This is a genomic window from Schlesneria paludicola DSM 18645 (genome assembly GCF_000255655.1).
Classification (GTDB): domain Bacteria; phylum Planctomycetota; class Planctomycetia; order Planctomycetales; family Planctomycetaceae; genus Schlesneria; species Schlesneria paludicola.
In genome coordinates this window covers 275,836-288,885 of record NZ_JH636438.1, presented here as the reverse complement: position 1 = coordinate 288,885, position 13,050 = coordinate 275,836, and the positions used below count along the sequence as shown (strand labels likewise).

General features: G+C 55.8%; 9 protein-coding genes. 5 read left to right on the top strand and 4 right to left on the bottom strand.

Translation table 11 applies throughout. The features are described 5' to 3' along the window. The first annotated feature begins 41 nt into the window (after positions 1-41). The gene (locus tag OSO_RS0141165) at positions 42-1,163 is read left to right on the top strand and encodes a hypothetical protein (protein WP_157606279.1); all 1,122 of its coding nucleotides are present in this window, start codon (positions 42-44) and stop codon (positions 1,161-1,163) included. Positions 1,164-1,460: 297 nt separating this feature from the next. Then, complete coding sequence (locus OSO_RS0141160) at positions 1,461-2,189, top strand: hypothetical protein (protein ID WP_010588506.1); 729 nt, start codon at positions 1,461-1,463, stop codon at positions 2,187-2,189. Positions 2,190-2,195: 6 nt separating this feature from the next. On the opposite strand, the gene OSO_RS0141155 is transcribed toward OSO_RS0141160, so the two are convergent. Then, entirely contained in the window at positions 2,196-4,667 is a 2,472-nt protein-coding gene (locus OSO_RS0141155; protein ID WP_010588505.1) for a hypothetical protein, read from the bottom strand. Between the two features lie 369 nt (positions 4,668-5,036). Between OSO_RS0141155 and OSO_RS0141150 the strand changes: the two genes are divergently transcribed. Beyond that, the gene (locus tag OSO_RS0141150) at positions 5,037-5,741 is read left to right on the top strand and encodes a zinc ribbon domain-containing protein (protein ID WP_010588504.1); all 705 of its coding nucleotides are present in this window, start codon (positions 5,037-5,039) and stop codon (positions 5,739-5,741) included. Between the two features lie 371 nt (positions 5,742-6,112). Further along, positions 6,113-6,520, top strand: coding sequence for an STAS domain-containing protein (locus tag OSO_RS0141145; protein WP_010588503.1), 408 nt, complete (start codon positions 6,113-6,115; stop codon positions 6,518-6,520). A gap of 635 nt (positions 6,521-7,155) precedes the next feature. On the opposite strand, the gene OSO_RS0141130 is transcribed toward OSO_RS0141145, so the two are convergent. The 3 genes from OSO_RS0141130 to OSO_RS47170 all read right to left on the bottom strand — a co-directional run bounded on the left by OSO_RS0141130 (position 7,156) and on the right by OSO_RS47170 (position 11,882). Beyond that, on the bottom strand, positions 7,156-8,232 hold the full coding sequence (locus OSO_RS0141130) for a hypothetical protein (RefSeq protein WP_010588501.1): 1,077 nt from the start codon (positions 8,230-8,232) through the stop codon (positions 7,156-7,158). A gap of 416 nt (positions 8,233-8,648) precedes the next feature. Next, a complete protein-coding gene (locus OSO_RS49305) occupies positions 8,649-11,075 on the bottom strand; it encodes an ABC transporter permease subunit/CPBP intramembrane protease (protein ID WP_010588500.1) in 2,427 nt (808 codons plus the stop codon). A 42-nt stretch (positions 11,076-11,117) separates the two neighbouring features. Then, positions 11,118-11,882: an ABC transporter ATP-binding protein gene (locus OSO_RS47170; protein ID WP_010588499.1), complete on the bottom strand. Its 765-nt coding sequence runs from the start codon at positions 11,880-11,882 to the stop codon at positions 11,118-11,120. Positions 11,883-12,293: 411 nt separating this feature from the next. Here OSO_RS47170 and OSO_RS0141110 point away from each other — a divergent pair, with 411 nt between their 5' ends. Beyond that, the gene (locus OSO_RS0141110) at positions 12,294-12,821 is read left to right on the top strand and encodes an SHOCT domain-containing protein (protein WP_157606277.1); all 528 of its coding nucleotides are present in this window, start codon (positions 12,294-12,296) and stop codon (positions 12,819-12,821) included. Positions 12,822-13,050 lie beyond the last annotated feature (229 nt).

Genomic DNA, 13,050 nt, shown 5'->3' with positions numbered 1-13,050 from the left:
TGCACTGCAACGTCTGCAAACGATGGAAGGGAGATGACGGCGTGCCACCCCGCTTGCTGATCGGGAACTTCGACTTTGAGCATCAATTGGCGGAACCGACGAAACGGGATCCATCCGCCAAACTGAAGTCGTTTTACGCCCAGTTGGCCACGGCCTGGCTATCTGTTGCCGAAGACGGCGACTGGATCTGGACGCCGCTGCCAATCGACCCGGAATTCTGGAACGACGCGACGCGCGCGGGGCTTCCTGCGGCTCAACCGGTCGTCGCGTTTGCCGATGTGCCGCGTGACGTTCAGTGTGTGCCATGGGGTTGGTCGGAGGACACGAGGCGACTCGTGACTCGTTTCGGCTGGCATGCCGAGATACCGTCCGCTATGGCCGTTCGACGGGCCAATTCACGTGCAACCTCTGAAGAACTGGAGCGACGATGGAACGTTGCGTTGCCTCATGCACGACGCGCCGAATCGCTGGAGGAATTGAATAACGCCATTCGAACTCTCGCTGTCGAAAACGATCGCTGGGTGGTCAAGGCCGAGTTTGGGATGTCGGCACGCGAACGGATATTGGGGCGCGGCCCGCTGAAGCCCGCGGAGGAAAACTGGGTCCGACGAAAGCTGTCGATAAACCAGGCCGTCTTCTTTGAACCATGGGTGAATCGCCTGGAAGAAATCGGCATCCAGATCGACGTTCCACAACACGGTGAACCTCGCCTGATTGGGCTAACGCCAATGCAGGTGGATGAACGAGGGCAATATGCCGGAAGCTGGTTCGCGTGGAACGAGTCTCGCTTTCGCTGCCATCGCACCGATTGGTCGACTTCGATCGAGGTGGCGCTCCGGGCCGCACTGGACCTGCAGTCACATGGTTACTTCGGCCCCCTGGGCATCGATGCCATGGCGTATACAGATCTGAACGGAACCGTCCGATTTCGGCCCCTTCAGGATCTGAATGCGCGCTGGACCATGGGACGATTCAGTCTGGGATGGAACAGGCTATTGAAATCCGGCGAGGAAGGGGAATGGAAACTGATTCGACGTGACGAGGATCATCCTCGCCCTTCCGACCACCACGTCTGCCGCTCCATCCTCACTTCACCCCGACAAGTCGACGGAGTGGATTGCGAACATCTGGCCCGTATTGAGGTACATGCTCACAACGATTGAACCCACTGTTAACGATTGAACTCGCCGTTGAAGCACAGGGAAACAGGCACGTGGATCGTGACAATCGCTGGGCCTCGTCGCATCTGGGCCGAATCAGCCCCTGTGATTTCCACAGGCAGCCAATTTCCAGAGGAGCTCTACTGAATTGTGTGCGGTGGCAGTTCCGCGAATAGCAGGGGAGAAACTTCCATCGTGGAATTTGGTTGCGATTGTCACAGCAATTGATCAGCATGAACTGATCAGTCGAGATGCTTTGGCACATGTTGGGTAATTTTGAACGCAATGAAGGTTCCGCGAATGACATTCTGGATTTCCTCGGTGCGACTCAGTGGTGCATGCTTGTTGGCCGTTCTGAGCGTAGGAACCGTCATAAATAATGGGAAATCGGCGTTGGCGGCCGATCAACCCGAACGAAAAGGGAAGCTCAGTATCGGAGTGACTGCGAATGATGATCCTGCGGAACAGACTCCCAAACCCGCACCACCCAAGCGACGGCGTGGTGATGACGACGACGAAATGTCCACAGCAATGACGCCGAACCAGCCCACCACGCCCGCAGTGGCTGGAACTGCCCCAACGGCAGGCACTCTTCCAGGAGCGGGCAATCTCCCGGGGCAACCTGGTCGGACTGGACGCCCCGTGCAGACAGGGGGCCCCGCGCCGTCGACATTTGCGGCGGGAAGTGCCGATGATGCTCTGTACCGTTTCTGTATTGCACTTGCGGACGGCGATACGGCAACCGCGAGTGACTACGTCAGTCATTCGGCCGTAGGAATCGCAGCCAAACTCCGAGAAGGCGAATTACCAGAAGCGAAGATCGAAGAGATCAGCGAATCGCTCAAACCGTTTGATCAACTGCAAAACGTGCAAGCCCGACGCCCTTCAAACATCAAGCGGAGTGTCCGCAATCAACGCAGTGGGCAAGTCATCTCGTTCGTGTTGAAGAAGGAAAAAGAGATCTACAAGATCGTCGAAGTGTCGGTCAGCAAAGCCAAAGACGCAGCCGACACTCGCGACCGCTCGTAGGTGGTCTCAGTGATCGATCAAACCGGCAACGAGCCCACGGCAGAGCGAAACCTTCTCGGTATGTTCCACGACAGCCGCGATCTGGCTCACAACCGGGGCGACTTGGCCTCGAAGCGCACCAATCGCCGCAGCCAATCGATAGCATTCCTCGCGGTTCACAATGTCGTCCAGATCCGCGATGAATTTGAAGGCGACGGGAAGCTGATCCTTCTCGGCCAGACGCGAGACCGTCAGCAGCATCAGTTCATCTTTCGCAGCGGACTTCGGCATGGCAGAGCTCAAGTACTTGACCGCAGTGCCCGGGTTGGCCTGCAATTTGTCGTTCAACTCTGCCGACACGGGACGAGGCGGTGCGTCCCCTTTGGCATGCAGCGACCAGGCGCCACGAATCGCCTTTTCTTCCACGGTGCCCTTCATGCGTTCGATCAATTCACCGGGGATGGACGTCGCAAAGTAATCATCACGGCGGTTGAGATCATCAGAAGTCGCTCTCGCGTTGACCATGATCCAGATCTTGTGGTTCAGATCCAATCCTGAACGCAACAATCCTTGCAGCAACTTCGTTTGAAGCTCGAATCGCTCATTCGAAGCTTCGACAATGTCGTGCAGGATCGTCTTGTAGTTGCTGGCCACAGTGCGGGCTTCGTCATCAGACTTGATTTTCAATTCAGTCTTTAAGAAGGAACGCAGGCCCACGGGCCCCCGTCGCTCGGCTTCGTCGTACGTCTTTCGTGCAATCGCCGTGAAAGGAGCCATTCCGTCGGCGAATGCAAAGGCGAGTTCCAGTGATTTTTCCGCGTCCGCCTTGGACTCGGGCGACAACGACTGCAAATGGGCCAGCTCGCCCATTGCGATTGCGGCCTGAACCATTGGAACGGCCGAGGGAAGTTTGAATCGGAGCGTCGCCTTCAGATTCGGCATTGCGACCGGTTGGGGAACCGGCACGGCGGCCATCGACTCTTGCACTAGCTTGACTGCGGCAGCGGCCCCCGCGTGATCCTGTGCGGCGATCCGTCCACAACCGGCACGTGCCCAGACGCGTGCGGCAAGGGCTGGCGACAGCGACTTTAGGGCGGCCGCAATCGCACCATCCACATCAGTAGCCCCCTGCTTCGCGTTCTGCCTGGAAACGGCTTCTGCCCAAGCAGCAAGACACTCGGTTTTGGCTTCGTCATCGTCCTGCGCCGCAGCCCAGTTCGCCGCGGCCTCCATCTGACCACGGGTCATCAACGAAACGGTCGTGGCAACCGCCTGAGGGAACTGACCTGGCAACAAAGAGTAGGACTCTTGCAGCGGGGCAACATGACCGTCGGTCGCGATTTGCAATTTCGCCGCCAGTTGACCTTCCTCATCGGACGAATGGATTTCTTTGAGCAAGGCTTTCGCATCAGGCACGCGCCCGCTGGCAACGAGTGCCGTGGCAAGTCGCCCGGCGATATCCAAACGGGTGCGACCGAATTTGGGAATCTTCGAAACTTCCTTCATCGCGGCGTCCAGCCTTGAGGCCGCCGCCTTTTTGTCACCCGCCGCGGATTCGCGCCAGAACAGTTCGAGCAGTGGAGTGATCTGATAGTAACTGACTTGATTTCCGACTTTGAGCAACTGTCCCAGATGTTCATTCGCCGATTTGACGTCGCCCGCGATCGCGCTCGCCTCGGCAGACAACTGGCGGCAATAGGGCTTGCTACGCTGTTTTGACTTTTCAAGACTGAAATTCTGCATGAGTTTCAACGCGTCTTGAATTCGAACTTCGGCGGTGGGCTCAGACGTTTGGGGCACCACATTGGGATTTTTTTCGCCATTCGTCTGATCGGCCGCTTTTCCACCCGTCTTGCCGGCATTTGCCGGCTTGACACCTTTCCCACTCATTTCCGCCAAAAGCGCTTTGTCCTCATCGGACATGGTCTTTGGGCCCTTTACAGCATTTCCCGGCAGCGTGCTGTAGAAGTAAAGCCCTCCGCCGACAACGGCCATCACCAGCACTGTCGCCGCGGCGATGAGGGGCATTCGGTTCGCACGTGGAAGTGGTGGCGGAGCCGGTTCAGGCTCTTTTTTCTTCTCGGACGGAGCGGTGAAAACAGGCATGACACATTTGGCATTCGCGCAGCGAATCTCTTGGCCGGCCGCCGTCGGCGGCAAATAGCCCGGCGTATCACACATCGGGCAGACGACCTTCAAGGTTCGCTGCTTCGTGGGATTCGGCATCGCTTGAATGGCCGACTTGCCGGTCGTCAGTTCAGCCTCGAAAGGAAAATCGTCGCCAGGTAAGGTCGGTTTGCCCGGCGTCGATTTCCCCTGTACCGGTTTCGTCACGACGGGTTTTGAAGCAGTGGTCTCGGGCTTGGGAGCGATCGCAGCCGCTTTAGCGGCAGGCTTGGCAGTGGGCTTTCCCTTCATCGACGCGCCGCAAAACGGACAGTCCACAGCGTCATCGTCAATCACCGATTGATGACACGCGGGACAAACCGGAAAATCCATGGTCGCAGGTTCCTGGCAAAAATGGACTCGTGGGACAGCGAATTGAGCTGATAGGAAAGACGGAATCACGACGCGACAGAGCGGCAATGCAAAGTCACTAGGGGCCCACGACTTATTCTACAGGATGATTCCAGGGCGCGACAAACAAGGCCGAAGATTAACAGACATCGGCGTCGTTTTTCTGTTACAATCTCTCGCGACCTGGAACCACCGATGCACCACGACGCTTTGCAGTGCGGTCATCCAGCGTCGAACTCGAGTGCGTGACGGCAGTCAATGCCGCGCAGCGTCGTTCGAACGTGTGTTACCAGGTCAGTCAGGAACGGTCGGAGAGTCGCGGGGTGCGGTAGGTTTCCAGGAGAGTTGTGGATGAGTTCGATTTGCGCTGGGATGAAGCAATTACACGACCTGAGAATCAAGCTACGCGAAATTTCCGACCAACTGGAACGTGGCCCGCGACAGATCGCAGCACGTAAGCTGACGATCGACAAGAAAAAAGAAGAGGTCGAAGCACTCAAGGCCAAAGTCAAGCAGTTGAAGATGACTGCCGACCAGAAAAACTTGCAACTGAAGACCAGCGAAGCGCGTATCTATGACCTCAATGGCAAGCTGAATATTGCCGCAAACAATCGCGAGTACGAAGCCCTGCGTTCGCAGATCGCGGCTGACACGATGGCCAAAAGTGTTCTCGAAGACGAAATCCTCGAAGCCTTGGAAAAGGTCGACGGGGCACAGATGGACGTCAAGAAGCATGAGCTTGAGATCGTGGCCGCCGAAGCCGATTTGCAAAAATTGGCCACCGATGTGGAATCGAAAACGGCCGGCCTGAATGAACGAGCGACCGCACTTCAAGCTCAAGTCGCGGACGCCGAACAAATCCTGCCTCCCGATCTTCTTCCTCAATACCGCCGTCTGGTTCAGGCCTATGGAGCGGACGCTCTGGCACCCGTCATCAATAAGTCCTGCAGCGAATGCTATGTGTCCGTGACAGCTCAAGTTTATCTTGAACTTCGCGCAGGCAAGGTTCGGTTCTGTACCTGCGGCAGGCTGATGTACGTCGCGGATGATGTCTGACGCACGGGCCCCTTCCATTGCGATGGTGCGTGGCGCGCCACGCGCTCGACGGCATTGGCATTCCATTGGTTTTCCAATGGAGACGCGATTCGGCCTTTCGTCCGATTCAAGGTTTGTGATGTTTCCTGGAATGTTGCGAGCACGCCACACCGCGTCTTCGCATGTTGCGGAAACACAACAACAACGCCGCCAGCACCTCGCAACAAGAATTTTATTTAAACAACTAGCATCACACGCCTTACGCTCATTCTGAGCGAAAAAGCCACTCATCCAATCCACGTGGCCCAGTGTTTGCGTTCAGTGACAGATGTCCTCGAATTCAGTGAGTTCGAGGTTTGATCCAGGTCACTCGTACACACGACGGGGCTCGTATGACGGTCCAGCGGCGCTTCAAACGGATGCTGATCGAAGTTCGGGACAGGCTGCATTTGCTGCACATGGGCGAGATGGAGATCTGGGATGGAGCCGATCTTGCGCTCTTGCGCGAAGGCCTTTTCCGCTTAATTGATGGCGAAGATTGCGATTCGATCGTCATCGACATGCGTTACGTCAAATACATTCCCAGCGGCTTTTTCGGGATGTTGTTTGACTGGCAGGAAAAGTGCGGAACACGGTTCGCGCTCACACCGCCGCAACCGAATGTCCAGCGAATGCTTTGGTTTCGCCAATTCTTCAAATTGAACGGGGATGGTCTGTACGAAATGCAAAGGGAAGCGACCGAATCCCTCATTCCGACGGAATCAACGCCCGAACCCTGCCTCTCGAGCCAGACCGCTTGAACAGGTAAAAACTGGGATTCGCGCACTTTGCGGATCAAATTACAAACCGCCAAGTTCGACCTGAATGACTCTTGTCGGTGGCTGGAATCATCGCGGGAACGGACTTCAGTTCGTCCCGATCTGAATTGATTCGTGTCCCAGTGGATTCGATCGCGCAAGGGCAGGGCGCGGGTCCGTGATATTAACCGCGGATCACTGAACGGACGTTTTTTCTCATACGGAGAGCGCTATGCGGTGTCCTCGCTGCAAAATGAATGACGTTTATCTCAGTTCCAGCGGAAACGCGAACGTCTTTTCCTTCCTGACGAAATCCGCGCGATGCCATCGTTGCTGCTATCTTTTCAAAGTGTCTCGCTGGTCGAAGGTTCCGGACAAATCGGCCGCGACTCAGTTCGAAGTGAGTGAAAAAATCCGTCGCGCAGCTTGAATCGATTTCTGACGACTGTTCATCAATCAGGCCCTTCTCGAACGCAGATCGAGAAGGGCCTGTTCGTTTTATTGCACGGCTCTGATCGAGACCGCCCACAAATCGTCGGCACACGAAAGAAGATTGAGGAAATGAGTCGAGCGTCCTGGCGGGTTGTTTCCACCAGGACGCTCGTTCAATATTGCAAGAATGGTCAACCCGTCGGGACTTATCGAAGCCGAGGAACTTCGATCAATTTGGGGACTGGATCAAAGGCCCAGGTGTGGACCGGCAAATCGTGTGGCGTCGCACCGGGCAAGCTGAGTGATTCACCCAGCAGCGCATAGTCGCCGTCTTGATTGGGTTTGTATTTCGCCATGAAGACTTCAGCGAGTCGTTTGATTTCCGGATCTTTATCGGAATCGAATCCACCGACGGTCACGTACGACTGGAACTTGTCATGGAAGACGTACGCTTCGAAGCGATCACGTCCCAAGCTTTTGTTCGCCGCACTGTTTTGCCGCAGGGCATAGGTCAACTGCGTCGCGTCTTCACCGGCGCGTGCCAGACTATGGGCACCTTGTGCCAGAGTCTTGTCAAAGTTCTCTTCGTGACCGGCATACCGGCTGCTCCCCACCGGCACGACCGACTTGCCATTGAAGGTGGCGATTTTCAGAGTGTACTTTTTCTTCAAACCGACCAGGGGATAATCGATGCCCGAATTGAAATGCAGGGTCTCGGCATCCACCTTATGACGGACCACATCGCTGGGTTTGAGCAACGGATTGATCGTGAGGAACGCACCACTGAAAGGTCCCTTGCGCGGATCGGCGGGGTTCCGCGCGATCGCACCTGACTTGGGATCCGACATGAATTTCGGACGAAATCGTTTCATGTAAGCCAGGGTCTTCTGCGCGTCTGTACCGTCAATTTTCGCATAGTTTCCTGCGAGCACACAGACCATATCATGCTGTGCGGTATAGACTCGCTGATCCTTGTTTCCCAGTCGATCGTAGGTGTCGATCTTTTCCTTCCGACTGTCTTGGACATATGAGTAGGCAGGAAAGCCCTTGGCACGCAGTTCGTGCACCAGTTTGTCAGCCGCTTCTTCCGCGGACAGTCCGTCCTTCTTTTGGTGCGAGTCCCGGACATCGCTGAAGGTGGCAACCATCACCATCCACGGCCCGAACTTCTCGTTGAGTGGATAGTGATTCTTCGGATCGTTTTCGATGGCCTGCACGGATGAGGCCGAGAACAGCCACAGCACGGCCAAAAGAGAACTGATGATCGGTTTTTGAGTTCGCACGACAGACTCCATCCTTGATTACTGGCGAACCAGAGTTGTGCAGTTGCCTCACACGGCTTCGTACCGTGTTCTGAAGGCAGGCATCGAATTTTTGAGGAACGTCATCACGAAACGATCATTCGAGAATCGTTGCCGCAGCGCAGCGAACAATTCGCAGATTGATCGGAAACTTGAGTTGATTTTGGGAATTTTGGAGGCCGGGAACGTATCAGTAACCCAGAATTGTGTCCAGATGCACTTCCTGCCGAGGAGATGGCAGGGTTTGAGATTCCTGTCTGGGAGAGGGAGAGGTTGAAATAAAGGGGGACAGGCACCTGGCGGAGCCAGTCTCCTTTATTTCAACACGCCGAGACGCTTCTCGGCTGGCCTGGCTGACAATTCCGGTCACAACAGATTCAAACAGACTCTATCGACATCTATCCGTGAACGGCGGACGAGCGATACGTATCTGTTTGTGACTTGGAATCCTCTGCTGCCAGTTCCTTCTGCTCTGGATCTGGCGCGAAGGGGGACGACTTCAGAATCCGATACAGCAGGCCAACACAGATCACCGCCAAAAGACACAGCAGGGTCGGTTGATAGCGCAGGGCTCCCGCCTCGGAACGGAACAGGATCGCCCAGACGTGATCCGTCGGAACCAAGTCTCCAAACCGATCGTGCAAGATTCCCAGGCTGTTGTAGACGAAGTGGAACACAATCCCGGGAAACAGACTGCGCGTTCGGACGCACATGGCGCCCAGCACCAGTCCTAGCAGCGTCGCATTGAAGACCTGATGAGGGATCATGTGGATAATCCCGAACGCCAGACTCGACAGCACAATCGCCAGCCTGACCCGTCCGAGACGTCGAAAGCCGGCCAGCAGAAATCCACGAAAGGCAATCTCTTCACAAAACGCCGGTGCCACGGCAAAGGCGAGCAGGACCAACCTGATGTCGGCCGTCTTCAAGTGCTTCATCAGTTCCGCCATCCCCTCGGGCGGCGGCGGGAAGAACCATTGCAGGCTCATGATCAACTCGATGGTCAAGGGATGCAGCGTGAACGGCAGCAGGGCGGCACACAGCATCCGGGTCGCACCTGGCCACCGCAGCGAAAACGTCCGCCGCACGCTGGTCGTCAGGATCAGCCCCATCATCAGCGCCGGCGTGGCAATTAAAGCGATTTGCTGAATGATCAGTAGTCGAATCTGGAACAGGCCCTGATCTTCTGGAGACGTTTCGTGGATCGCGGTTTGGAACGACTTCCACGAAACAAACTGCAGTAACAGGATCAGTAAGAAGCAAAATCCAGCCTCCGCGAATGTCGGAACCGGTTCTTTGTCGCGCAGCAGATGTTTGACCCAGAGACGCAAGTCAAATCGCTCGGCCTCGCGAAACAGGACTTCTTCGCGGCCGAATTGTTCGATCGCCCACCAAAGTGCCAGCAGGCTGTAACCAATCGACGTCAGCAGCACGGGAATCGCATACAGGTACATCTCCATCGCAGGGCCGCTGCCCTTCAGCAGGCCTTTGAGTAACAGCCCAGGTCCGATGACCGGCATCACGCTATAGAACGGCTGCATCTCTGTGGCAGGAGACAGGCAAAACATCGTCAATCCCAGCGTGACCATCAGCAGCGGCGTTAAGTAATACTGTCCCTCTTTGCTGCTTTTCGCGAAGGTCGCAATCGCCAGGCACAAGGCACTGAACAGTGTCGCCAGGGGGATCAAAATGATGATCACCCAAATGAGAGCCGACGTCGATGGAAGTGACAAGTCGCCCATGCGCGAAGCGGCCCCGCCGATCGCCAGCGATGTCATGTATTTGCCCGTAAACCCGACACTGACGAGGTTCAGCAGGGCCGTCGACATACTGAAAACAAGCACCGTCAGAAATTTTCCCAGGACAATCTCGGTACGCGTGGCGGGACAGATCAGCAACGTCTCCATCGTGCCACGCTCTTTTTCGCCCGCACACAAGTCGACGGCCGGATAGAACGCACCCGTCAACGCCATGATCACCAGCAGCGCCGGAAACATCTTCGCCCATGTATTTGCCGAGACTTGGGATTGCAGGGCGAGATCAATGTCATCGGGGCGGACGGGTTCGGTGAGCGTTTCCGGCAACTGGCTTTCATGCAATTGCTGCTTCAGGATCGAGCGTTCCCAGGCCTGCATCACGTCCTGAACGCGCCGGTGTGCAATCACGGATTTCTCGTCGGCGCTATTCTGCAATATCACCGGCCGGGGATAGTTCGAGGCCGCCTTGGTCGAGGATTCGCGCGACGTCAGTTCCTGTTGCCGTTTCTCGAGATTGCGAGCGAAGTCTTGCGGAATGTGGATCAAGACTTGGATGCCGCTGCGGTCGAATAGTGCCGTCAGTTGACGATTCAGCCCTTGCAGCGTGCTTTCCAAGGCGGTGATTTCCGCAGTTTGTTTTTTCGCTTGCGCAGCGTGGAGTTCGACTTCAATCTGCTGCCGCTCCAGCAGGCGCTCGCGCACCGCTCTTGCCTTCGCCAGAATCTGCTCGTCGGAATTGTTTAGGGCGTTCGTTTCAGCAGGTTGATCCTGTCCAGACTCATTCAAATCGGTGATGACACGCAGTTTGTCTGCATCGCCCGCAGACCGAAACCACTGGCGTGCAAACCGATGACCGTCGAGCAGCGGTTGTTCTGGCAGGTCGGCAGCACCCAGAATCACGACGGTCCGTGGCTGTTCCGTGAATAGGACCGTCATCTGCACCATGCCAATCCCAAGCAGCGGGTAGAGCAGAATGGGCAGGACGGCGACCATGAACAGCGTTCGTCGATCTCGCAATTGATCGAGCACTTCACGCCGGAAGATCAGAATGATATTTCGCCAGTTCATGGGGCCACTATTTCTCCTGAGGCAAAGGCGTCCGTCGATCGTTTACGAGACGTGCCCCGCGGCCAGATCTGCTTCATGTCGGTCGATCAATTTGAAGAACAGTTCTTCCATATCCGATTCGTGATACTGATCCGCCAATTCTTGGACCGATCCCATGGCCAGGATTTTTCCACGATAGATGATGGCAATCCGATGGCACAGCTTTTCGACTTCACGCATGATGTGTGTCGAATAGATGATGCACTTGCCCTGATCACGGAGCGATTTGACCTCGTCAATCACCTTCCGTGCCACGAGCACGTCCAACCCCGATGTCGGTTCATCGAAGATCAAGACGGGCGGATCGTGAATGATCGTGCGGGCAATCGAAACCTTCTGTTTCATGCCGGTCGACATCTTCGACCCCAGGACATCGCGAACGTTGGTCATCTGCAATCGTTCGAACAACTCAGAGATGCGTTGTTGCAGCGCGACCTCGGGGATGCCATACAAGCGTCCAAAGTGTTCGACCATTTCTCCACCCGTCATCCGATCGTAGATGCCGGTATTATTGGACAGAAATCCAATTCGCGCCCGCACCTCTTCGGGATGGGTCGCGACGTCGTATCCCGCGACAAATGCACTGCCACTGGTCGGTTTCAGGACCGTACTCAGAATGCGCAGGCAGGTCGTCTTACCCGCTCCATTCGGACCGAGCAAACCCAGAATTTCACCCGGCTTCACCTCAAAGGTGACATTGTCGAGAGCCGTAAAAGCGCCTGTACGAAGATCCGCGAACCGCTTCGTCAGGCGATGAACGTTAATCATGTCCAGCTTTTCATCCGACAGCGTGAGGGATCAAACCTGTTGGCATCTTTGGTGGGTTCACCACCCGACTCAATCGCCCCTCACTGCGTTCCGTGCCGCTCGCAGTTCGTGATCCGAGAGAGCTTGACTCGCGTTCATCTCATGTCAAAAGTTGTCATTGCCGACCAACCACGACACCTGAGAGTATAACATCGAACTCCTCTGCGGGTCGTACGCCCAAAGCGAAAGTCGCCCTTGCGGGCATTGAGTGCCTGATTTAGACGATTGCTTTTCACTTTTCCGGAAGTCTGCTTGGCACAACGAACGATGAATCACCGAGCGATTGTGCATCAAAATCCGCCAGACACAACCAACCGGCACAATGCACGCAATCAAACCAACTCCAATTCGGGTCTCCTGCAGGAACTGCGAATGTCGCTAACTGATGAACTGCAAAAGCTGGAACAGCTTCGACAGAACGGGACGTTGACCGAGGACGAGTTTACGCGCGCCAAGTCGCTGCTCTTAGCCACACCAGCGCCAACCCTAGAAGTGAACCCCGCGATCGAAACCCAGTTGTCGCAACTTCGACATCTGAGTGAATTGGAACGAATTGATCGTGAATGGAGTATTGAGCGGCGGCAATACGAAGTCGTGGGGCGTTATGGTCGCAGATATGTTCCTTCGACGGGTGAAAGTCTGGCCACGATCCTGCTCGGCGGAACATTAGGCACGCTCTGGACGGCAGGGGCCATCGTCGTGACATCCGCGACAAGCTCGATCGGATTACAAGTTTCTGATCGTACGATTGGTGCGTATCTCCTTCCAGGAGTGGGCATCCTGGTCATCCTGATTTCCACCGTCTTCGGACTGTCCCGTTTTATCATCGCACAGAACTATCGAAGCGCGTATCGGGCCTACCAACAGCGGCACGAGCAGGCCGCTGCCGCGAAGAATTGAATGCTCCGAATCGAGATTTTTTCCAGCACGACGAGGAGTGCCCTCGACTTCATGCTGAAGATCGTGCTGAAGTCGCACGGGGCCAATCCGACGAGGTCGGACAATCCCTTGCCTGGTCCGTCCACCGTACGGATGAAAAACGACACCGCACGGACTAGAGTTGATGCGAAATAGGCCGAGAGAATCTTCGGGCCTGAGTCAGATGTGCCAACAGGTCGCACGAGGACTC